This window comes from Streptomyces sp. NPDC037288, assembly GCF_055603265.1.
In genome coordinates this window covers 1-22079 of record NZ_JBVJVY010000037.1, presented here as the reverse complement: position 1 = coordinate 22079, position 22079 = coordinate 1, and the positions used below count along the sequence as shown (strand labels likewise).

Below are 22079 nucleotides of genomic sequence, written 5' to 3'. Positions count from 1 at the left end.
TTGTCCCTTTAGTTCGCTGTGAGTTGTTCACGGCACCTGCGAGATACGTCACGGTCCGGGACCAAAGTCCCGGGCCGTGGTGTGTACTGGGACGCATGCCTGCGCATGCCCCGACACTCCAGCTGATCGGCGTGGCCGTCCTCGCTGTGACGGCCGTCGCCTGGGCCGTCGTCCTGACGCGCCTGCTGCGCCGGATCGGCCCCCAGGTCCCCGCCCGGCGTCCCGCCGCTCCGCTTCCGGCCCTGCCGCGCCAGAACCGGGTCGGCCCGCCACTGGAGTCCGTCGAGCTGACGCCCGCCGAACAGGCCGCCTTCGCGGGCCTGGCGCGGCAACTCGCCAACGGCTGACCGGATAAAGGGCGGCCGAAGCGCCCTCGCGCCGGGCGCATGCCGTCTGCGCGCGCTACCCCTGCCGCGCCGCGCGCCTCTCCATGGCGTCCCGGGCCGCGTCCTCCGACATGTACACCTCGCACATGTGCCGCCCGTCGGGCGTCGCCGTGTGCTCGACCTCCCACAGGGAGATCTCGCTGTCGTCCGGCAGCAGGAACGCGTGCTCGTACAGCGCGTAGCTCAGTCCCGCGCGTCCGGCGCGCCCCGGGCGTCCGAACGCCTGCGTGATCTCGTGCGCGGTCGCCGTCGCCAGCAGCGCCGCCGTCTCCGCACCGGGGCGGTCCGGGTTCTCCGCACGGCGCAGGAGCCGGCGCGCGTGGTCCGCCGAGCCGTCGGAGGCGAACACGTGCCGGGGCTCGGGAATCGCCCACAGCCGCATCAGCGCGGGCAACTCGAACTCCGGCGTCTCCGGCGCCATTCCGAGCCGCGCGGTGGCCGCCTGCAGCTCCTCCTCGTCGACGTACACCTCGTGCTCCGGAGGGCCACCCGGCGTGGGGTTGTGCACGAGCTCCCACAGGGTGACCGCGGAGCCGTCGGCGAGGAGCCAGGTGTGCCGGTATGTCTCCCGGTGCAGCCCCGCGCTGTGGTAGGCGGAGTGCAGCGAACTGTCCTGTGCCAGCGCGCAGTCGAGCTGCCGTAACACCTCGTCGGGCAGCTCGAAGGAGTTCAGGGCACGGCCGAGGAGCCGCGCGAGATGCTCCTCCGGAGACTCGGGCGACTCGGCTGGTTCGTACGCTGCTGTCTCGTACGGAACGCTCACGGCATCTCCCGGCGTTGCTGCATGTCACCTTGTGGGTGCATACGGTAGCCCCTCGGTCGGACATCATGTCCGGGAACCGAGAAAACGTACGCCGGGAAAACGCGCGGGCCGCGCGAAAGGTTCCCGCGCGGCCTCACGTGGTGTCAGAGTCTGCAGATCAGACGGAGCTTCCCGCGGTCCAGGCGCTCCACGGCATGTTCCAGCCGTTGAGTCCGTTGTCCGGGGCGACGGTTGTGTCGGGGGAGTTCTTCACGATCACGACGTCCCCGATGAGCGAGTTGTCGAAGAACCACTTGGCGGACGTGGCGCCCTGCGCGCCCTGTACGTCCGCGAGGCCGACGCAGCCGTGGCTGGTGCCCTCCCGGCCGAACGGCGGGTTGCCCTTGCTGTACCAGTAGTTGCCGTGGATGAACGTCCCCGACGACGTCAACCGCATCGCGTGCGGCACGTCCGGGATGTCGTACTCGCCGCCGAAGCCGACCGTCGAGCCGTTCATGCGCGTCTGCACGAACTTCTCGGCGATCACCATCTGTCCGTTGTACGTGGTGTGCTGGGGGCTGCCCGCGGAGATCGGCACCGTCTTGATCGTCTTGCCGTCCCGCACCACGGTCATGGTCTGCGTGTTGGCGTCGACCGTGGAGACCTGCGACCGCCCGACGGTGAAGGAGACGGTCTTCTTCTGCACCCCGTAGACGCCGTTCGCGCCTTCGACCCCGTCCAGGTCGATGTTCATCGTGACCTTGGAACCGGCCTTCCAGTACTCCTGCGGCCGGAAGTCCAGCCGCCGGTCTCCGAACCAGTGCCCGACCACCTGCTGACCACTGCTGGAGTTGACCGAGATGTGCGACTGCACGGTCTTCTTGTCGGTGATCGACTTGTCGAAGGTGAACGACACCGGCATACCCACACCGACCGTGCTGCCGTTGTCCGGTGTGTAGGTGCCGATGAAGCTGTTCGCCGACGTGACAGTGGTGAAGATGGAGTTGGCCGCAGCGGTACGCCCGTCGGCGTCCTTCGCCGTCGCGCCTATCTCGTACTTCGTCCCGCGGTCCAACTGCTGCTTCGGCTTCCAGGTGCTGCCGTCCGCCGATACCTCCCCGGCCACGGTCTGCCCCGTCCCCGCCACGGTCATCTTCACGTCGGTCAGCTTGCCGCCGCTGACCTTCACTCCGGTCGCGTTGATGGACGCGCCGGTCGAACCGTCCTTGGCCGAGATCACGATCTTCGCCGTCGACGTCTTGGGGGAGTCCTTGCCACCCTTGCCGTCGCTGGTCGTGCTGGCGCTGCCACCGCAGGCGGTCAGGGTGAGGGCGCCGACCATCATGGCGGCACAGGCCCCCAGTGCGCGCCGCGCTGCAATGTCCGGCGTTGTCACGGGCTGCTCCAGTTCATGTGATGTGCGTGATCCGTTCCAGTGCGTGAAGAAAGAGCGCACTGGCGCTCGGGAAGGTTCCCTCCAACCCCCGTAAACGCCATCACGTGACAGAACCGCGACATTTCAAGCCCGTCGGCACGGCACGCGCGCGGAGTGCACGGGCAATGGGGGCGCGGTCCTGCGCCCTCACCACCTCTATCGCGCCCCGTACAACTCGCTGTACGACGGCCACGTCCCGCCGGGCCCCACGACCGACTCGGCGGCGCGCACGCCCCCTGCGATCGCGCGCGTCACGACATCCGCGCCGGCGGCGAGGATGTCATTGAGCTCCAACGGGTGCTCAGACAGCGAGCGTGCGCCGGTCGCCAGCGCGAACACCGTGTCCCCGTCGTTCATGAGGTGTACCGGCCGTACGGCGCGCGCAATCCCGTCGTGCGCCGTCCCCGCTAGCTTCTGCGCCTGCGCCTTGGAGAGGCCGGCATCGGTCGCGACCACGGCCAGCGTCGTGTTGAGCGGGGGCGGCGCGCTGTTGGCGGCGGCGGCGGCTTCGGCGAGGCGCCGGCGTGCGTCCTCATGAACGCGCCCCTCGGGATACTCCACGCGCCCCTGAAGCAACTCCCCGTACAGCGCCCCCGTCTCGGGCTCGATCACCGACCCCGCAGCGTTCACCACCACCAGCGCGGCCACGGTGATCCCAGAGTCGAGCACCGTGCTCGCGGTGCCCACCCCGCCCTTGATCCGCCCCGCCACGGCGCCCGTGCCGGCCCCGACGCACCCCTGCACCACCCGGGCGCCCGGCGCGCTCGCCGCGGCGGCCTCCACCGCCGCGCGCCCCGTGGACGCGTCCGGCCGCGCGCGGAAGTTCCCGCCGCGCCCCAGGTCGAAGACGCACGCGGCGGGCACGACCGGCACGACGTGCGCCGGGTCCGCCCCCACCCGCACCCCGCGCCGCTGCTCCTCCAGCCAGCCCATCACCCCGGACGCCGCGTCGAGCCCGTATGCGCTGCCACCGGTCAGCACCACCGCGTCGACCCGCTGCACCAAGTTGCGTGGGTCGAGTGCATCGGTCTCCCTGGTACCGGGGCCACCGCCGCGCACGTCCACGGCGACGACCGCGCCGCCCTCCGGAGCGAGGACGACCGTGGTGCCGGTGAGCCAGCCGTCCCCGGTGCGGGTCGCGTGACCCACCCGCACCCCGGCGATGTCGGTGATTGCGTCAACTGTCATGAAGGCCAGTCTCGCCTGCCGCGGCACCGGGGAGGAGGGCTCAGCCTGCCGGAGCGGGGGCGCTCGCCCCACGCTCCCGGTTGACCATGCGCGCCGTCAGCGTCACTCCGGTCGCCACCGCGGCCGAGGCCACGAGCCCCGCCGCGAGCACCGCCCAGCCGCCCAGGAAGGTGCAGCAGATCACCAGCAGCGCCGTGACCGGCAGTACCAGCTGCTGGGCGATGCCGACCTTGAAGTGCCTTGAGTGCAGCGCCCAGACGGTCAGCAGATACAGCGCCGTGGGCAGCGTGACGGCAGCCGACGCGGACAGTGCGGAGATGTGGGCCTTGCCGACCGCGTGTTCCACCGCCACCTCCAGGCCGGCGCCGATCGCCGCGGCCGAGGCGAAGATCAGGTAGTGCCCGTAGCCCCACAGGAACGCCTGCCTGTTGGAGCGCAGGTGGCCGTGGATGGGCACCACGAAGTAGATCCACCATGCGCAGAAGACGATCAGGAGCCCGCCCGCGGCGATCGGCAGCAACTCGCCCAGTGCGTCGTGCTCGTCCACGGCCGACTTCACGGCGACGGTCGCCGCGGAGATCGTCTCGCCGAGCACGATGATGGTGAACAGACCGTACCGTTCGGCGATGTGGTGCGGATGCCAGGAGATCCCGTGGCCCTTCTCGGCGAACAGCGGCACACACATCTCCGCGATCGCCATCACGAGGAACACCCAGGGCCGCGCGGGCGCGGGCAACAGCACCAGTCCGAGCCAGCCGACCAGGCACAACAGCACGCCGCAGGCGTACCGCAACGCCGTGGTTCTCTCCGCGCCCTCGGCGGATCTCGCGACTCTCAGCCACTGCGTTGCCATGGCCAGCCGCATGATCATGTAGCCGAGCCAGACCACGAGGTAGTCGTGCTGCTGGAAGGCCCGTGAGATGCCGGCCGCCAGTACCAGGACACCGGCGATCTGCACCAGGGTGACGACCCGGTAGAGCGCGTCGTCGTTGTCGTACGCCGAGGCGAACCAGGTGAAGTTCATCCAGGCCCACCAGATGGCGAAGAACTGCATGGCGTAGTTGAGGGTTCCACCGCCCGCGTGTCCTTCGGCGACGGCGTGCACCAGTTGCCCACCCGCCTGCGCGATCGCCACGACGAAGCACAGGTCGAAGAAGAGCTCGAGCGGCGAGGAGACCCGGTGCGCCTCGTCGCGCCCGCGCGCGGTGAGCCGCCGCAGCGGCCCGGAGGAGTGCGGCGCGCCCGAGGGGGCGGGCGCCGGAGTGGAACTCGACGTCATGCCTCTCAGCACACCAGAAATGCGGCCGGAAGGCCTTGTAAAGGCACCTGCAGACAGTGAACGCATTCACAAGCGGCTTCGGCCGGGGGCACCGGACGTGCACGGGCGCGTGGACCGGCGCCGTACGCTTGAGGAATGAGCACCGCCCCGGAATCCGAGCCCCGCGACCCGAAGCCCGCGCTGGTCTTCGACGACCCGCTGGACCAGCAGTCCTCGGACGACACCGATCGCGGATGGGGCGACCGCACGGACGGCGACAGCGCCGCCGACCTGAAGCGGTTCCTCGACGAGAAGCCGCCCCACCACCTCTGAGCCGTCCGCAGCAGCGCCGCTAGCGCTCGACGTGCCCCGATCCACGCTGTGCGACCAGCGCGTCGCGGATCTCCTTGAGCACCTCCAGCTCGGTCACCTCGACGACCTCCCTCGTGCCCTCCCGTGCCGCCTTGCGGGCCGCCTGCCGGGCCAGGTACTTCGACATCGGCAGCACCATCAGGAAGTACACCACCGTCGCGGTGATCAGGAAGGTCAGCGTGGCACCGAGAACAGAGCCCCACATCAGCTGGATGCCGTGTGTCCCTTGGCACTTGGCGCTCAGGCACGAGCTGTAGTTGTCCAGGTTCTGTGTGCCGATCGCGCCGACCAGCGGGTTGATGATCCCCTTCACCACGGAGTTGACGATGTTCGAGAAGGCCGCGCCGATCACCACTGCCACAGCCAGGTCGACGACGTTGCCGCGCATGAGGAAGGCCTTGAAGCCCTGCCAGACGCTCGGTTCCTGCTTCGCGCTCACCTAGGGGACTCTCCTCGTATGCACAGGGTGTGGAACGAAACGCTCCGCAACCTACGCCACGGTGACGCCGTTCTGTCCAGTGCCCTCGCTCGGTCAAGCGACTTGGCAGCAAGCCGCGCAGAAAGTGTCCGAGTCGGTTCAGCACAGTGTCACCGCCAGGCGTGCCGTGGCGCTCGCGCCGACCAGCCGTGCCGCCGTGGTGCGCGGCACCGACAACACGACCAGCGCCCCGCTCTCCGTCCCGCCCTCCAGGGGCTCGGGCACTTGGGTCACCCGCACACCGCGCGCGAGCACCCGGGCGACGCCCCCGGCCGACGGGTCCTCCGCGGCGATGACGTCGACACGGTCGCCGGGCCGTAGGAGGCGGACCGTGGCCGCGTCGGCGATCCGCACCGGCGCTGTCACCACGTTTGCCGCCGCACGCCGGCGTACGGGCTCCGTGACCCGGTGACCGCGGGACTGTTCCACGCGGTCCGGTTCGGCCTTGCTGTGCGGCCCTGCGGCGACGAGCGCGGCCGCGGTCACCGCGAGACCGGCAGCGATGGCCCGCCTGCGGTGCCGTACGAGCCGCTGCAGCTGATACCGCCCGCCGCGCACGCGCACCGGAGGGAACTGCGGGATCTCACAGGTCGCCGGCGCGTCCGTGCCCAGCGGACGCGGGAGCCGGAGGGGAGGCGGGAAGGGCGAGCCGGCCGGCGGGTGCGAAGGGCGCGAGCGCGGAGAGGGCGCAATGGACGGAAAAGGCGAAGGAGGGGGAGGAGGAGGCGAGGGCGGATTGGGGGACGACGAGGACCGGGGCATGGGGATCACCGCCTGCGACGAGGAATTCGGTTTGCGATGCCACGATGAGGCCTCGCGCCGAATCCCACCCGAGCCGGTGGATCACCGACGGACTGTGGACAACTCGCCCACTCGAACGGGGAATTCCACTCGGTGTGCGTGCGCCCTACGGCAGCTGGAAACCAGGATCCATTCCGCCGAGCGCGTTCACGCACAGGCAGTCCCGTGCCGCGGTCTCCGGCAGTGCCGCCACCGCGTCGAACAGCACGCCGCGCAGTCGGTCCACGTTGGCCGCGAACACCCGCAGCACCTCTTCATGGGAGACGCCCTCGCCGGTCTCGGCGCCGGCGTCCAGGTCGGTGACCAGGGTCAGTGACGTGTAGCACAGCTCCAGTTCCCGGGCGAGCGCCGCTTCCGGGTGACCGGTCATGCCCACGACCGACCAGCCCTGTGCCTGGTGCCACAACGATTCGGCACGTGTAGAGAAGCGCGGTCCCTCGATCACGACCAGCGTGCCGCTGTCCACCGGCTCCCAGTCCCGCCCCCGGGCGGCCTTCAGGGCGACAGCCCGTCCGGTGGGGCAGTAGGGGTCGGCCATGGACACGTGGACGACGTTCGGCACGGTGCCGTCGGGCAGCGGCAACCCGTCGAAGTACGTCTGCACCCGGGACTTCGTACGGTCCACGAACTGGTCCGGCACGAGCAGGGTGCCGGGCCCGTACTCCGGCTGCAGCCCGCCCACCGCGCAGGGACCGAGAACCTGCCGTACGCCCATGGAGCGCAGCGCCCACAGGTTGGCGCGGTAGTTGATGCGATGCGGCGGCAGATGGTGGCCGCGGCCGTGCCGGGGCAGGAAGGCGACCCGCCGACCGGCGATCTCGCCGAGGAAGAGGGAGTCACTGGGCGGCCCGTACGGGGTGTCCACCTGGACTTCGGTCACGTCGTCGAGGAACGAGTAGAAGCCCGAGCCGCCGATTACGCCGATCTCTGCGTTCGCCATGACCAGCACACTAGCGGGCGGCGAAACCGCGGGGGAGCCGGTGCCGACCAGTGCCGAAGACCCTGCCGTCGTACGACGGCAGGGTCCGGGAAAGCGATGTCAGGCGGCCGAGCTGCTGGTGGAGCCGGTCGAGGACGACGTCGAGGACGACGTCGACGACGATGCCGTGGACGACTTCGAGTCGGACGAAGACGTGCTGGACGAGCTCGACGACTTCGACGCCGGGCTGCTGCTCGACGTGGAGCCGCGGGAGTCGTTGCGGTAGAAGCCGGAGCCCTTGAAGACGATGCCGACCGCGGAGAACACCTTCTTCAGGCGGCCACTGCAGTTCGGGCACTCGGTCAGGGCGTCATCGGTGAACTTCTGCACCGCCTCAAGGCCCTCGCCGCACTCGGTGCACTGGTACTGGTAGGTCGGCACTGTCTTCCTCCTGGCACTCTCACTCAATGAGTGCTAACGACGGTCCATAGTGACGCATTCCCGGGGATCAGTCCACCGTCACCGGCACGCGGTGACCGACGCCACGTGCGACCGTTCGGTTCTGCTGCCGCGCGACCAGCCGCGACCGCAGCGCCAGCAGGGTCACCAGCGCGAGCACGGTGCCCGCCATCGGCACCAGGAACCCCGCACCGCCCCACAGCCGGTCCTCCAGCTGCCCGGAGACCGTGACGGCGGCCGCCTGACCGAGCGCGACCGCGCCGGTCAGCCAGGTGAAGGCCTCCGTGCGGGCGCCGGCCGGGACCAGGCCCTCGACGAGCGTGTAGCCGGTGATCAGCGCCGGCGCGATGCACATGCCGACCAGCAGGCCGAGCCCGGCGAGCAGCAGCACCGAGTGCGCCGTCCACAGCGCGGACGCGACGATCGCGAGCGCCGTGTAGCCGACGACCAGGCGGCGCTGGGGGGCGACCTTCCAGGCGATCGCGCCGCAGACGATGCCGGACAGCATGTTTCCGGCGGCGAAGACGCCGTACAGGACACCGTTCAGGCCGGGCTCGCCGATCGACTCGGTGAACGCCGCCAGCGAGACCTGCATGCCGCCGAACACGGACCCGATCCCCAGGAAGGTCACCACCAGGACGCGCACGCCGGGCACGCGCAGGGCGGAGGCGTGCTGCACGCGTGCGTGCCCGCTCCCACCGCTCACCGGCGGCTGCGTGCCCTTCTGCGCGGCGAACAGCAGCCCGCCGACGAGGGTCAGCGCGCCCTCCGTGACCAGACCCGCGGCCGGAGCCACGGTGGTGCACAGCGCGGTCGCCAGCAGCGGACCGAAGACGAAGGTCAGCTCGTCCGTGACGGACTCGAACGCCGCCGCGGTGGTCATCAGGGGCGAGCCCTGCAGCTTCACGCCCCAGCGTGCACGCACCATGGGGCCGACCTGCGGCACCGAGGCACCCGTGGGCACGGCCGCCAGGAACAGCGCCCACAGGGGCGCGTGCGCCAGCGCGAGCGCCGTCAGGGACAGGCCCGCCAGGGTGTGCACGAGGACGCCGGGGACCAGCACGGCGCGCTGGCCGTAGCGGTCGGCGAGGCGACCGCTGTACGGCGCGAACAGCGCCATCGAGACACCGGTGACGGCCGCCGTGGCGCCCGCGGCGCCGTACGAGCCGGTGGTGTGCTGCACGAGCAGCACGATGGAGAGGGTGAGCATCGCGAACGGCTGGCGCGCCGCGAAACCGGGGAGCAGGAAGGTCCAGGCGCCGCGGGTGCGCAGCAGCTGTCCGTATCCCGGGCGGGAAGAGGCCGGCGAGGTCTTCTCCGGTTCGGTGGTGGTGACCGTGGATCCCACGGCCGTGCCTTTCTGCCGCCTGGTAGCGCGGGCCGTGTGGGCCCGGGTGCCGAGAGCTGTCCTCTTGCGCGGACTGCGGTAGATGCCGGCGCCCACTGCGGGTGGGGGGACCCGGCCGCCATACGGTCGCGCCAGCTCTGCGTCAGGCAGAGTTGGTTCGATCAGGGTGCGCCTTCATGCTACAGGGATCAGCGCCGCCCAAGGCTGTGAAAACGAGCACCACGAGCGGGGGTCACCTGTGATTTCACGGGGTGTGAACCGCCCGAAACGCGCCCTTAACGCAAGCTGCCCGCCCCGTCGGTGCCCAGCCAGCCCGCCAGCTTGCCGCCGTGGGCGACCGCGCGCAGACGCCGTTCCGCCGCGTCGCGCACCGGGTCGGTGGCGACGACGAGCAACTCGTCGCCCCGGCGCAGCACGGTCGTGGGCATCGGAACGAACGATTCTTCTTCGCGGACGACGAGCGTCACGGCGGCCCCGGGCGGCAGGCGCAGCTCGCTGACCTCGACACCGTGCATCCGGGAGCCCTCCGGGATCGAGATGGACAGCAGGTGCCCGCGCAGCCGCTCCAGCGGTGCCGACTCGATCCCCAGGTCGGAGGCCTCGCCCTGCTCGCCCAGGCGCAGCGTGCGCGCCAGCCACGGCAGGGTCGGCCCCTGGACGAGGGTGTAGACCACGACCAGCACGAAGACGATGTTGAAGATGCGGCGGCTGCCGGTGACGCCGTTCACCATCGGGATGGTTGCCAGGATGATGGGCACGGCGCCGCGCAGTCCCGCCCACGACATCAGGGTCTGCTCCTGCCACGGCATGCGGAACGGCGCCAGGCTGAGCACCACGCTCAGCGGACGGGCCACCATGGTCAGGACGAGCCCGATGACGAGGGCGGGCCACACGTCGTCGCCCAGCTCGTGCGGGGTGACCAGCAGGCCGAGTACAACGAACATGCCGATCTGCGCGATCCAGCCGAGCCCCTCGGCGAAGCCGCGTGTGGCGGGCCAGTGGGGCAGCTTGGCGTTGCCGAGGACCATCGAGGCCAGGTAGACGGCCAGGAAGCCGCTGCCGTGCGCCAGGGCGCCGGCGGCGTACGCGGTGACGGCGATGGCCATCACGGCGATCGGATAGAGACCCGAGGCGGGCAGGGCCACGTGCTTGAGTCCCCAGGAGCCGAACCAGCCCACGGCGAGCCCCAGGGCGGCGCCGATGGCCAGCTCCAGGGCTATCTCGCCCAGCAGGACGTACCAATGCTCGACCGGGCCGGCCGTGGAGAAGGCGACGACCAGGATGACCACCGGGGCGTCGTTGAAGCCGGACTCCGCTTCCAGCGTGCCCGTCACGCGCGCGGGGAGGGGAACTCGGCGCAGCACCGAGAAGACCGCCGCCGCGTCCGTCGACGACACCACAGCGCCGACGATGAGCGCCTGCCGCCACTCCAGCCCGATCAGATAGTGGGCGCCCGCCGCGGTGACCCCCACACTCACGGCGACTCCGGCGGTCGCCAGGACGGAAGCGGACGACAGGACCGGCCTGATCGCCTTCCACTTCGTGCCGAGACCGCCCTCGGCGAGGATCACGACCAGAGCCGCGTACCCCATGACCTGGGTCAGCGCGGCGCTGTTGAAGTGGATCTCGCCGATGCCGTCCTGGCCCATGAGGACGCCGATCGCCAGGTAGACGAGCAGGCTGGGGAGCCCGCTGCGGGAGGAGATCCGCACGGCCGCCACGGCGACGAGCAGGACCACGGAGCAGACGAGCAGGAGCTGGTTGAGGTGGTGAACAGTCAGTGGCGGTCCCTCCCTGAGATCTCCGGTTACTTCGTTACCTTACCTAACTCTTGACGCTTTCTTGACGCTCGGCGAGGCAAGATCGAACGCTCGTGCGCGCTGGTTCCCGACTCCGCGTCAAGCGGGACGGGGCCCTGCGCCTATGGTTGCTCCAGCGCTCATTCAAAGTCACAGCCCGACCTGCCGCTCGCGTTAGGACAGCAAGGACAGCGATGCCCCCCAACACCACCGCCACAACGGGTGACAAGCCCGCCAAGTCCGGCAGGAAGAAGGGGCGCAAAGCCCGATTGGTCGTGCTGGTGCTGGTACTGGCCATCATCGGAGGCATCGCCTACGGGGCGTACTGGTCGATCAGCACCGTCCGCGCCTCCTTCCCGCAGACCACGGGTTCGATCACGCTCGACGGCCTGTCGGGGCCGGTCGACGTCAAGCGGGACGGCAACGGCATCCCGCAGATCTACGCGTCCTCCGACGAGGACCTGTTCATGGCGCAGGGGTACGTCCAGGCGCAGGACCGGTTCTGGGAGATGGACGTACGCCGGCACATGACGTCCGGGCGCCTGTCGGAGATGTTCGGCAAGAGCCAGGTCAAGAACGACGAGTTCCTGCGCACGCTCGGCTGGGACCGGATCGCCAAGCGGGAGTACGACACCAAGCTGTCGGCCTCCACGAAGAAGAACCTCCAGGCGTACGCCAAGGGGGTCAACGCCTACCTCCAGGGCAAGGGCGGCAAGGACATCTCCCTGGAGTACGCCGCCCTGGGCTTCACCAACGACTACATGCCGGAGAAGTGGACCCCGGTCGACTCCGTCTCCTGGCTGAAGGCGATGGCCTGGGACCTGCGCGGCAACATGCAGGACGAGATCGACCGGGCCCTGATGGCCAGCCGGCTCGGCCCGCAGCAGATCCAGGACCTGTACCCGGAGTACCCCTACAGCCGCAACAAGCCGATCGTGCAGGAGGGCCAGTACAACGCGCTGACCAAGTCCTTCCAGCAGGGTGGCGCCGCAGGCACCTCCCAGGGCGCCGGCACGACAGCCGCGTCCGGCACGACCGGCGGCGCCACGGGCGCCTCTGGGCGCACGGCGGGCTCGGGAGGCTCTTCCTCCTCGGGTGCGACCGGATCGACGCTCAGGAGCCAGCTGGGGGGCCTTTACAGCGTCCTGGACGACGTTCCTACCGCCGTCGGTGTGAACGGCCAGGGCATCGGCTCCAACTCCTGGGTGGTGGCCGGGAAGTACACGATCACCAAGAAACCGCTGCTCGCCAACGACCCGCACCTGTCGGCGTCGCTGCCGTCCGTCTGGTACCAGATGGGCCTGCACTGCCGCAGCGTCTCCAGCAAGTGCCAGTACGACGTCACCGGCTACACGTTTGCCGGGATGCCCGGTGTGGTCATCGGCCACAACGCGAACATCGCCTGGGGCATGACCAACTCCGGGGTCGACGTGAGCGACCTCTACCTGGAGAAGGTGAGCGCGAACGGATACCTGTACGACGGCAAGGTCCGGCCGTTCACGACCCGCGAGGAGACCATCAAGGTCGCCGGCGGCGCCGCCAAGACGATCGTCGTGCGCCAGACGCAGGACGGGATGCCACTGCTGTCCGACCGTGACGACGAACTCGTCGAGGTCGGCAAGAAGGCCACCGTCAACACCGCCGCACCCGACCGCGGCGACGGCTACGGCATCGCCCTGAGGTGGACCGCGCTCGACCCGGGCACCTCCATGGACGCCGTCTTCGCCCTCGACAGGGCGGCGGACTGGAGCGACTTCCGCCAGGCGGCCGCCCTGTTCGACGTGCCTTCGCAGAACCTGGTCTACGCCGACACCGACAACCACATCGGCTACACGCTGCCCGGCAGGATCCCCACGCGCTCCGCCGCCGACGACGGCTCCGTCCCGGCGCCGGGATGGGAGTCGAAGTACCGCTGGACCGGCTTCGTCAAGCAGGACGAGCTGCCCTACGAGTTCGATCCCAAGCGCGGCTACATCGTCACCGCCAACCAGGCCGTGGTCGACAAGGGCAAGTACCCGTACACCCTCACCACCGACTGGGGCTACGGCACCCGCAGCCAGCGCATCGCCGACCTGATCGAATCCAAGATCAACAACGGTGGCAAGATCTCGCCCGACGACATGCGGCAGATGCAGCTGGACAACAGCAGCGAGATCGCCAAGCTCCTGGTGCCGAAGCTGCTGAAGATCAACCTCGACGACAAGGACGTGCGCGACGCGCAGAAGCTGCTGGAGGGCTGGGACTACACCCAGGACGCCGACTCGGCGGCAGCCGCCTACTTCAACGCCGTCTGGCGCAACATCCTCAAGCTCTCCTTCGGCAACAAGCTCCCCAAGGAGCTGCGCGTCAAGGGACAGTGCCTGTGGGTCGACAAGATCGACAGCACCGGTCCGGTCGACGACGACGCCAAGGTGCGCGAATGCGGCCAGCGTGACGCCGACCAGGCGCAGCCGGACGGCGGCGACCGCTGGTTCGAGGTCGTGCGCACCCTGATGGAGAAGCCGAACAGCGACTGGTGGAAGACGCCCAAGTCGGGCACGCGTCCTGCGGCGAACAACGTGGACCAGCTCTTCGCCCGCGCCATGATCGACGCCCGCTGGGAGCTGACCGCCAAGCTCGGCAAGGACATCGACACCTGGAGCTGGGGCCGGCTGCACCGCCTGTTCCTGAAGAACCAGACGCTCGGCACCGACGGCCCCCAGGTGCTGCAGTACATCCTCAACCGCGGCCCGTGGAAGCTCAGCGGCGGCGAGGCCACGGTGAACGCGACCGGCTGGAACGCCGCCGGCGGCTACAACGTCGTCTGGGTGCCGTCCATGCGGATGGTCGTCAGCCTCGCCGACTTCGACAAGTCCAGGTGGATCAACCTGACCGGTGCCTCCGGGCACGCGTTCAGCGCGCACTACACGGACCAGACGGGCCTGTGGGCCAAGGGCGAACTGCTGCCCTGGTCGTTTTCGGACAAGGCGGTCGACAAGAGCACGAGCGACACGCTCGTCCTCAAGCCGTGAGCTGCTGACGGCACCGGCACGGCGGCGGAAAACGGCCCTCCACACACGCGTGGAGGGCCGTTTCGCGCACCGTGCGTCCGGTCAGGCGCTCGGGAAGCGGCGCACGCCGGAGGGTGTCACCACCGCGTGCACCGGCTTGTCGTGCGCCTCCGCAGGGACGTGTGCGACGACCTCCGAGTCGTACAGGAGCACCACGAGCCGGGGGCGTGCGCCCGCGCGCTCGAGACGGGCCAGTACGCGGTCGTACGATCCTCCGCCGCGTCCCAGCCGCATCCCGCGCGCGTCGACCGCGAGCCCGGGCAGCAGCACCACGTCCGCGGCCGTCACGGCGTCCGGACCGAGACGCGCGCCGGAGGGCTCGAGAAGCGCCATCTTCCCGCCGTGTTGGACCCGCGCAAGGGAGCCCGGGCCGGCGTATGCGCCCCAGTCCAGGTCATTGTCGGGCAGGAGCGCCGGGAGCAGGACCCGTACGCCCCGCGCGCGCAGCGCGTCCAGCAGCGCCCCCGTGCCGGGCTCGCCGCCCACCGAGACGTACGCCGCCACCGTGCGCGCACGCGCCAGCTCGGGCAGTTCCAGCGCGCGCTCCGCCAGCGCGCGGCCCGTCTCGTCGACGTCATCGGCCGTCAACCTGTTCCTCACCGAGAGGAACTCCCGCCGCAACATCCGCTTGTCAGGCTCGCTCGCGCGTCCGTCGTGTTCCACGGCTCGTCCTTGCACCCTTCCGATGCGGCCATATAAGGGTCAACCAACCAGAGCCACAGATTCCCTGCAAAGGCACCGGATAAGGTTGCGGGCATGACTCACTCGCACCCGAGGATCAGCAAGGCTGTCATTCCCGCGGCCGGCCTGGGTACCCGGTTCCTGCCGGCGACCAAGGCCACTCCCAAGGAGATGCTGCCGGTCGTGGACAAGCCGGCGATCCAGTACGTGGTCGAGGAGGCCGTGTCGGCGGGGCTCGACGACGTGCTCATGGTCACCGGACGCAACAAGCGCCCGCTCGAGGACCACTTCGACCGCAACTACGAGCTGGAGTCGGCGCTCGGGAAGAAGGGCGACGCCGAACGGCTCGCCAAGGTGCAGGAGTCCAGCGACCTGGCGACCATGCACTACGTGCGCCAGGGCGACCCCAGGGGCCTGGGCCACGCGGTGCTGTGCGCCGCCCCGCACGTCGGCCACGAGCCGTTCGCGGTGCTCCTGGGCGACGACCTGATCGACCCGCGCGACCCGCTTCTGCAGCGCATGATCGAGGTGCAGGAGCGGCACGGGGGCAGCGTGATCGCCCTCATGGAGGTCGCGCCCGAGCAAATCCACCTCTACGGCTGCGCGGCCGTGGAGCCGACCGCCGACGGTGACGTCGTACGGGTCACCGGTCTGGTCGAGAAGCCGGAGGTGGCGGATGCCCCGTCGAACTACGCGGTCATCGGCCGTTACGTCCTCGACCCGCACATCTTCGACGTACTGCGCGAGACCGAGCCGGGCCGCGGTGGCGAGATCCAGCTCACCGACGCGCTCCAGCAGCTCGCGACGGACGAGAAGGCCGGCGGCCCGGTGCACGGTGTCGTCTTCAAGGGCCGCCGCTATGACACCGGCGACCGGGGCGACTATCTGCGTGCCATCGTCAGACTCGCGTGCGAACGTGAAGACCTGGGCCCGGGCTTCCGGTCCTGGCTCCGCAGTTACGTAGCCGAGGAGATGCAGCAATCTTGAGCAGCGCCGCGACCCACCCCGCCGGGCCGGACCAGCTGTGGTCGGTGGACGACCACCTGGAGGACATCCTCTCGACGGTCCACCCCCTCGAACCCATCGAGCTGCAACTGCTCGACGCCCAGGGCTGCGTCCTGGTCGACGACGTCACGGTGCCGGTGTCCCTGCCGCCGTTCGACAACAGCTCCATGGACGGGTACGCGGTGCGGGTCGCGGACGTCGCCGGTGCCAGCGAGGAGTTCCCGGCCGTCCTGGAGGTCGTCGGTGACGTCGCGGCGGGCGCGGCCGACCCGGTCCGGGTGGGCCCCGGCCAGGCCGCCCGCATCATGACCGGCGCCCCGCTGCCGCCCGGCGCCGAGGCCGTCGTCCCGGTGGAGTGGACCGACGGCGGACTCGGCGAAGGCCCGGTGAGCGGCATGCGGGCGCGCAGCCTCGCCCCCGAGGGCGCCGAGGGCCACGTCCGCGTGCACCGCCCCGCCGAGGCACGCGCGCACGTGCGCGCCAAGGGCAGCGACGTGAAGGCCGGCGACCGCGCCCTTCAGGCCGGGACGATCCTCGGCCCGCCGCAGATCGCGCTGCTGGCCGCGATCGGCCGCGGGACGGTACGCGTACACCCGCGCCCGCGCGTGGTCGTCGTGTCCACCGGCGGCGAACTCGTCCAGCCCGGCGAGGAACTGGCCGGCGGCCAGATCTACGACTCCAACAGCTTCGCCCTGACCGCGGCCGCGCGGGACGCCGGCGCCATCGCCTACCGGGTGGGTGCCGTCGCCGACGACGCCGAGACCCTCCGCTCCACCATCGAGGACCAGCTCATCCGCGCCGACCTGCTGGTGACCACGGGCGGGGTGAGCGTGGGGGCGTACGACGTGGTCAAGGAGGCGCTGTCGTACGCCGGTGACGAGGACGAGGCGGGCAGTGGCGTGGAGTTCCGCAAGCTCGCCATGCAGCCCGGCAAGCCCCAGGGGTTCGGCTCCATCGGCCCCGACCACACGCCGCTGCTGGCTCTGCCGGGCAACCCCGTGTCGTCGTACGTCTCCTTCGAACTGTTCGTCCGTCCCGCCATCCGCGCCCTGATGGGCCTCACGGACGTGCACCGGCCCCGGGTCCGGGCCACCCTGAAGGCGGACAAGCCGCTGCGCTCGCCCCACGGGCGCCGGCAGTTCCTGCGCGGTGCGTACGGCGACGGCGAGGTGACCCCCGTGGGCGGTACCGGCTCGCACCTGATCGCCGCGCTGGCGCACGCCGACGCGCTGATCGTCGTTCCCGAGGACGTGGAGTCCGTCGAGTCCGGCGCCGAGGTGGAAGTGGTCCTGCTCGGCTGAGCCCTGCTGGTTGGCGGTACCGTGTCGCGCACAGCAGGCCCGTGCACCGCACTGTGACGGGCCCGGACCGGGAGCGCCACAGCCATGAGTACCGAGGACCGACTGACGCACATCGACGACGCGGGCGCCGCCCGCATGGTCGACGTATCCGGGAAGGACGTGACTGCGCGCACCGCCCGCGCCAGCGGCCGCGTCCTCGTCTCACCCCGCGTGGTCGAGCTGCTGCGCGGCGAGGGGATGCCCAAGGGGGACGCACTCGCCACCGCGCGTATCGCCGGCATCATGGGCGCCAAGCGCACCCCGGACCTGATCCCGCTGTGCCACCCGTTGTCGGTGTCCGGTGTGAAACTGGATCTGTCGGTCGCGGACGACGCCGTGGAGATCGGGGCCACCGTGAAGACGACGGACCGTACGGGCGTCGAGATGGAGGCCCTCACCGCCGTGACGGTCGCCGCGCTCACCGTGATCGACATGGTCAAGGCGGTCGACAAGGGAGCGGTCATCACGGACGTACGGGTGGAGGAGAAGACAGGCGGCAAGTCGGGCGACTGGAGCCGGGCATGACCTACCGAGCTCTGGTGGTCACCGCCTCCAACAGGGCTGCCGCGGGCGTCTACGAGGACAAGGGCGGCCCCTTGGTCGCCGACGGCCTGAAGGGCTTGGGGTTCGACGTCGACGGCCCTCGGATCGTCGCGGACGGAGATCCCGTGGAGGCGGCCCTGCGCGCGGGAGCCGACGCCGGGTACGACGTCATCGTCACCACCGGCGGCACCGGTATCTCGCCCACCGACCGCACGCCCGAGGCGACCCGCGCGGTGATCGACCACGAGGTGCCGGGCATCGCTGAGGCCATCCGGGCGTTCGGACGGGAGAAGGTCCCGACCGCGGCGCTCTCCCGGGGCCTGGCCGGGGTGGCGGGACGGACCCTGATCGTCAATCTGCCGGGCTCCGCGGGCGGGGTGAAGGACGGCCTCGCCGTGCTGGAGCCCCTGCTGGTCCATGCCGTCGACCAGATCCGCGGCGGCGACCATCCCAGACCCAGTAGCGGGGGTGCGAGCTGAACAGCCCTTCGTGGCCCGTCGTGCTGGCGGACGGCGATGTCGTCCTCCGGCCGATAAAGCTGCGCGACCAGCGGGCCTGGCGCGAGGTGAACCGGCGCAACCGGGACTGGCTGCGCCCCTGGGAGGCGACCATTCCGCCGCCCACGCCGAGCGGGCCGATCGCGCACCGGCCGACCTACCGCCAGATGGTCCGGCACCTGCGCTCCGAGGCTCACGCGGGCCGGATGCTGCCGTTCGTCATCGAGTACCAGGGGCAGCTCGTCGGGCAGTTGACGGTGGCCGGGATCACCTGGGGGTCGATGTGCTCGGGGCACATCGGCTACTGGGTGGACGAGTCCGTGGCCGGTCGCGGGGTGATGCCGACGGCCGTCGCGCTCGTGGTGGACCACTGTTTCCGCGCGGTCGGACTGCACCGCATCGAGGTCTGCATTCGCCCCGAGAACCGGCCCAGCCGCCGGGTCGTGGAGAAACTCGGATTCCGGGAGGAGGGGCTCCGGCCGCGTTATCTGCACATCGACGGGGCCTGGCGCGACCATCTGGTGTTCGCGCTCACCGCGGAAGAGGTGCCCGACGGGTTGCTCGCGCGGTGGCAGCGGGCACGATCCCAGCAGGTGCGGCAGAAACCCCAGAGCACAGGAAATTGAATGTCTGTTCGAAATTGATCGGCCGTTGACCATCTCAGGGTCATTCAATTCGTGCCTGCGGCGGTCCGCTGATCGCATCGGTCGCAAAAGAAGCTGGAAATATCAGCCAGATCGTGCGACACACCGGCCCAATTGGCAGATGGCCTCACGCAAACCCCTCTACGGTGTGAGACGTGAGCAGCAGCGGCCTCATCTACGCAGTCATTGTCGGGGCCTGGGCCGCCTACTTGGTGCCGATGTGGCTCCGTAGGCAGGACGAGCTGAACGAGGCCCGTCCGACGGAACGCTTCAGCACCGCCATCCGGCTGCTGTCCGGACGGGCGGGAATGGAGCGCCGGTACGCCAAGGACCTGCGGGCGCGCTCCACCCAGGAGGGGGAGCCGGACACCGGCGACCCGGACGCCGTCACCGACTCGGTGGACGTCCGGGCCTTCGCCATGCCTCCGACTCGCCGTCAGGTGCACGCCGACGTCGAACCCGACGCGCCCGTGAGAGCGGAACCGGCGCGCGAGAAGGCCGCCGGGCCGGCGCCGAAGCCAAAGTCCGCGCCCGCGTCCGGCGCTGTACCCGCGCCGGGCACCGCGCCCGCGTCCCCGTCCGGCACCGCGCCCGCGTCCCCGTCCGGCACCGCGCCCGCGCCCGCGTCCGTCACCGTGCCCGCGCAGAAGCGTGTACCGCCCGCGCGGCGTTCGCCCTCGGCGCAGGCGGCCGCAGCGCGTGCCCAGCGCTCGAAGGTCCTCGCGCGCCGCCGGCGCACCACTGTGATGCTCTTCCTCGCCTTCACGTTCGGCGCCATCGTCGCCGCCGTCGGCGGGCTCACCTTCCTGTGGGCACCGGCCGTACCGGCCATGCTGCTCAGCGCGTACATCGCCTATCTGCGCTCCCAGGAGCGCCGTCGCTTCGCGTACCAGATGGACCGCCAGCGCGCCGAGGACGCCGCCCAGCGGCTGCGTGAGCGCCAGCCGCGTCGGCGCGCGCCCATCGAGACGGGCCCCGGGGCGGACGAAACGGGGGAGGCCCATCAGGCCGAGACGGACACCGGGCTCGCCGCGCTCGCCGCGGACCGGCGCGCCCTGGTCGAGCAGACGGACCATGCCGAGTGGGTCGACCAGCAGCGCGAGCGGCAGCGGCGCCCCGGAGGGGACAGCTGGGACCCGGTGCCGGTGCCCCTGCCGACGTATGTGACCGCGCCGGTCGCGCCGCGTGCCACGTCCGACGTGGATCTGGGAGCACCCGGCACATGGAGTTCGGCGCGCTCCAGCTCGGTCGCTCCGGAGCACGAGGCGAGCCACGCGCCGCAGGCCGGGGCGGCCGAGCCGGCGCCCGCGGCCGAGGGCAGGCCGGCCGGCGGTCGCAGCGACGCGCGCCGCGCGGCCTCCGCGCGCCGGGCGCGCGAGCGTGGCGGCACGCCCCTCTTCGACCAGTACGAGGACGGCGACCGCCCGCGCGCGGCCAACGAGTGACGGCCGCCACACTTCGGGAAGGCGCGCTGACCAGTCAGGGAGCGGATTTCCAAGCACCCCGATCGGGATGCTAAAGTTTCACTCGTTGCAAGGGCCTGTGGCGCAGTCCGGTAGCGCACCTCGTTCGCATCGAGGGGGCCAGGGGTTCAAATCCCCTCAGGTCCACGCAGCATGAAGCCCCAGTCGGCGAGAGCCGACTGGGGCTTCATCGTGTCTACAGCTTCTTCGCGAAGCAGCGGCTCTCCTCGTGGTGGCGGTAGTAGCCGAACTTGGCGCACGGCTCGTAGCCGCTGGAGGTGTACAGGGCGATGGCCTCCGGCTGCTTGGAGCCCGTCTCCAGGACCATGCGGACGCGTCCGGCCATGCGGGCGTCCTCCTCCAGGGCCGTGAGCATGCGGCGTGCGAGACCCCGCCCGCGCATCTCCGCGATCACGAACATGCGCTTGAGCTCGGCGTCGCCGTCCTCGTTGCCCTCCTCGTTGCGGTCCTGGCTGCGCCAGCCGCCGGTGGCCACGGGGCGGTCGAAGTCGTCGTACGCGATCAGATAGACGCCGTGGGGCGGGTCGAAGTCCGCCGTGTCGAGAACGGTGGCGTCCCCGGCGTCGCCGTAACGCTCGGCGTACTCGCTCTGGACCTCGTCGTTGAGCTTCAAGGCATCGGGGTGGTCGAAACGGACACGGCGTATATGCATGCTGGGCATCGTACTTCTATGCGGAGGTCGGGTACGGGGCTTTCCGGGCCCCGACCAGTGTGCCGGTATCGTGCCCTGGTGCTGACTGTGACCTCGGTGAACGTGAACGGACTGCGAGCCGCCGCCAAGAAGGGCTTCGTGGAGTGGCTCGCGCAGACCTCCGCGGACGTCGTCTGCCTGCAGGAGGTGCGCGCCGAGCCGCACCAGCTGCCCGAGGAGGTGCGGCTGCCCGACGGCTGGCACGTCGTGCACGCCCCGGCGGCCGCCAAGGGCCGCGCGGGTGTCTCCCTCTACACCCGGCGTGAGCCCGACCGCGTCCGCGTCGGTTTCGGCTCGGCCGAGTTCGACGGCAGCGGGCGCTACGTCGAGGCCGACCTGCCCGGCGTCACCGTCGCCTCCCTCTATCTGCCCTCCGGTGAGGTCGGTACCGAGCGGCAGGACGAGAAGGTCCGCTTCATGGGCGAGTTCCTCGGCTACCTCAAGGAACTGCGCGAGCGGGCCGCCGCCGACGGCCGCGAGGTGGTCGTGTGCGGTGACTGGAACATCGCCCACCAGCAGGCCGACCTCAAGAACTGGCGTGCCAACACCAAGAACTCCGGCTTCCTGCCCGAGGAGCGCGAGTGGCTCGGCCAGGTGCTCGCCGCCGAGGAGGGCGGCTATGTCGACGTCGTGCGGGCCCTGCACCCCGACGTCGACGGGCCCTACACCTGGTGGTCGTACCGGGGGCGCGCCTTCGACAACGACTCCGGATGGCGTATCGACTACCACGTCGCCACGCCCCGTCTCGCCGGCAAGGCCGTCAAGGGCTTCGTCGAGCGCGCGGCCACGCACGCCGAGCGCTGGTCCGACCACGCGCCGGTGACCGTCGTCTACGACCTCTAGGCGGGGGGGGGGGGGGGGGGGGGGGGGGGGGGGGGGGGGGGGTTGTTTGCCTGTTTTCCTGGGGGGGGGAAGGGGGAGAGCGAAGGGGAGGTCCCCTTTTCCCCCACCTTGGGTGC

At 70.6% G+C, this 22079-nt stretch carries 22 protein-coding genes and 1 tRNA gene; 11 read left to right on the top strand and 12 right to left on the bottom strand.

Annotated features, from left to right (window positions below; translation table 11 throughout):
- The first annotated feature begins 95 nt into the window (after positions 1-95).
- Positions 96-347: a hypothetical protein gene (locus tag ACZ7GZ_RS32200; protein ID WP_471029575.1), complete on the top strand. Its 252-nt coding sequence runs from the start codon at positions 96-98 to the stop codon at positions 345-347.
- Between the two features lie 55 nt (positions 348-402).
- Here ACZ7GZ_RS32200 and ACZ7GZ_RS32195 read toward each other — a convergent pair whose 3' ends face one another.
- The 4 genes from ACZ7GZ_RS32195 to ACZ7GZ_RS32180 form a co-directional block, all read right to left on the bottom strand.
- Positions 403-1149, bottom strand: coding sequence for a DUF6227 family protein (locus tag ACZ7GZ_RS32195; protein ID WP_471029574.1), 747 nt, complete (start codon positions 1147-1149; stop codon positions 403-405).
- Between the two features lie 157 nt (positions 1150-1306).
- On the bottom strand, positions 1307-2524 hold the full coding sequence (locus ACZ7GZ_RS32190) for a L,D-transpeptidase (RefSeq protein ID WP_471029573.1): 1218 nt from the start codon (positions 2522-2524) through the stop codon (positions 1307-1309).
- A gap of 195 nt (positions 2525-2719) precedes the next feature.
- Complete coding sequence (locus ACZ7GZ_RS32185) at positions 2720-3751, bottom strand: P1 family peptidase (protein WP_471029571.1); 1032 nt, start codon at positions 3749-3751, stop codon at positions 2720-2722.
- Between the two features lie 40 nt (positions 3752-3791).
- Positions 3792-5030: a low temperature requirement protein A gene (locus ACZ7GZ_RS32180; protein ID WP_471029570.1), complete on the bottom strand. Its 1239-nt coding sequence runs from the start codon at positions 5028-5030 to the stop codon at positions 3792-3794.
- A gap of 135 nt (positions 5031-5165) precedes the next feature.
- On the opposite strand from ACZ7GZ_RS32180, the gene ACZ7GZ_RS32175 reads away from it, so the two are divergent.
- Positions 5166-5342, top strand: coding sequence for a hypothetical protein (locus tag ACZ7GZ_RS32175; protein ID WP_471029568.1), 177 nt, complete (start codon positions 5166-5168; stop codon positions 5340-5342).
- Positions 5343-5361: 19 nt separating this feature from the next.
- On the opposite strand, the gene mscL is transcribed toward ACZ7GZ_RS32175, so the two are convergent.
- From mscL to ACZ7GZ_RS32145, 6 genes are all read right to left on the bottom strand, one after another.
- A complete protein-coding gene (mscL, locus tag ACZ7GZ_RS32170) occupies positions 5362-5820 on the bottom strand; it encodes a large conductance mechanosensitive channel protein MscL (protein ID WP_471029567.1) in 459 nt (152 codons plus the stop codon).
- Between the two features lie 138 nt (positions 5821-5958).
- On the bottom strand, positions 5959-6621 hold the full coding sequence (locus ACZ7GZ_RS32165; RefSeq protein WP_471029566.1) for a hypothetical protein: 663 nt from the start codon (positions 6619-6621) through the stop codon (positions 5959-5961).
- Positions 6622-6766: 145 nt separating this feature from the next.
- Entirely contained in the window at positions 6767-7600 is an 834-nt protein-coding gene (locus ACZ7GZ_RS32160) for an S-methyl-5'-thioadenosine phosphorylase (protein WP_471029565.1), read from the bottom strand.
- Between the two features lie 99 nt (positions 7601-7699).
- The gene (locus ACZ7GZ_RS32155; RefSeq protein WP_471029564.1) at positions 7700-8020 is read right to left on the bottom strand and encodes an FmdB family zinc ribbon protein; all 321 of its coding nucleotides are present in this window, start codon (positions 8018-8020) and stop codon (positions 7700-7702) included.
- 67 nt (positions 8021-8087) lie between these two features.
- Positions 8088-9386, bottom strand: coding sequence for an MFS transporter (locus tag ACZ7GZ_RS32150; RefSeq protein ID WP_471029562.1), 1299 nt, complete (start codon positions 9384-9386; stop codon positions 8088-8090).
- Positions 9387-9661: 275 nt separating this feature from the next.
- A complete protein-coding gene (locus ACZ7GZ_RS32145) occupies positions 9662-11167 on the bottom strand; it encodes a potassium/proton antiporter (RefSeq protein ID WP_471029681.1) in 1506 nt (501 codons plus the stop codon).
- Positions 11168-11379: 212 nt separating this feature from the next.
- On the opposite strand from ACZ7GZ_RS32145, the gene ACZ7GZ_RS32140 reads away from it, so the two are divergent.
- Positions 11380-14196 carry a penicillin acylase family protein gene (locus ACZ7GZ_RS32140; RefSeq protein WP_471029561.1) on the top strand — a complete coding sequence of 939 codons (2817 nt, stop codon included), beginning with the start codon at positions 11380-11382 and terminating at the stop codon, positions 14194-14196.
- Positions 14197-14277: 81 nt separating this feature from the next.
- Here the strand turns inward: ACZ7GZ_RS32140 and ACZ7GZ_RS32135 are convergent, their stop codons facing one another.
- The gene (locus tag ACZ7GZ_RS32135; RefSeq protein ID WP_471029679.1) at positions 14278-14859 is read right to left on the bottom strand and encodes a 5-formyltetrahydrofolate cyclo-ligase; all 582 of its coding nucleotides are present in this window, start codon (positions 14857-14859) and stop codon (positions 14278-14280) included.
- Positions 14860-14991: 132 nt separating this feature from the next.
- Between ACZ7GZ_RS32135 and galU the strand changes: the two genes are divergently transcribed.
- The 7 genes from galU (at position 14992) to ACZ7GZ_RS32100 (ending at position 20555) form a co-directional block, all read left to right on the top strand.
- Positions 14992-15903 carry a UTP--glucose-1-phosphate uridylyltransferase GalU gene (gene galU / locus ACZ7GZ_RS32130; RefSeq protein ID WP_471029558.1) on the top strand — a complete coding sequence of 304 codons (912 nt, stop codon included), beginning with the start codon at positions 14992-14994 and terminating at the stop codon, positions 15901-15903.
- Complete coding sequence (glp, locus tag ACZ7GZ_RS32125) at positions 15900-17222, top strand: molybdotransferase-like divisome protein Glp (RefSeq protein ID WP_471029557.1); 1323 nt, start codon at positions 15900-15902, stop codon at positions 17220-17222. Before galU ends, glp begins: the two co-directional genes overlap by 4 nt.
- Positions 17223-17306: 84 nt before the next feature.
- The gene (moaC, locus tag ACZ7GZ_RS32120; protein WP_471029555.1) at positions 17307-17786 is read left to right on the top strand and encodes a cyclic pyranopterin monophosphate synthase MoaC; all 480 of its coding nucleotides are present in this window, start codon (positions 17307-17309) and stop codon (positions 17784-17786) included.
- Entirely contained in the window at positions 17783-18283 is a 501-nt protein-coding gene (locus ACZ7GZ_RS32115; protein WP_471029553.1) for a MogA/MoaB family molybdenum cofactor biosynthesis protein, read from the top strand. The genes moaC and ACZ7GZ_RS32115 overlap by 4 nt, the downstream gene beginning before the upstream one ends.
- A gap of 20 nt (positions 18284-18303) precedes the next feature.
- Positions 18304-18927: a GNAT family N-acetyltransferase gene (locus ACZ7GZ_RS32110; RefSeq protein ID WP_471029552.1), complete on the top strand. Its 624-nt coding sequence runs from the start codon at positions 18304-18306 to the stop codon at positions 18925-18927.
- Positions 18928-19100: 173 nt separating this feature from the next.
- Positions 19101-20390: a divisome protein SepX/GlpR gene (sepX, locus tag ACZ7GZ_RS32105; RefSeq protein WP_471029550.1), complete on the top strand. Its 1290-nt coding sequence runs from the start codon at positions 19101-19103 to the stop codon at positions 20388-20390.
- A gap of 91 nt (positions 20391-20481) precedes the next feature.
- Positions 20482-20555 (top strand) — tRNA-Ala (locus ACZ7GZ_RS32100).
- Positions 20556-20604: 49 nt separating this feature from the next.
- Here the strand turns inward: ACZ7GZ_RS32100 and ACZ7GZ_RS32095 are convergent.
- Positions 20605-21081, bottom strand: coding sequence for a GNAT family N-acetyltransferase (locus tag ACZ7GZ_RS32095; RefSeq protein WP_471029548.1), 477 nt, complete (start codon positions 21079-21081; stop codon positions 20605-20607).
- 78 nt (positions 21082-21159) lie between these two features.
- Here ACZ7GZ_RS32095 and ACZ7GZ_RS32090 point away from each other — a divergent pair, with 78 nt between their 5' ends.
- A complete protein-coding gene (locus ACZ7GZ_RS32090; RefSeq protein WP_471029546.1) occupies positions 21160-21963 on the top strand; it encodes an exodeoxyribonuclease III in 804 nt (267 codons plus the stop codon).
- Positions 21964-22079: the final 116 nt, after the last annotated feature.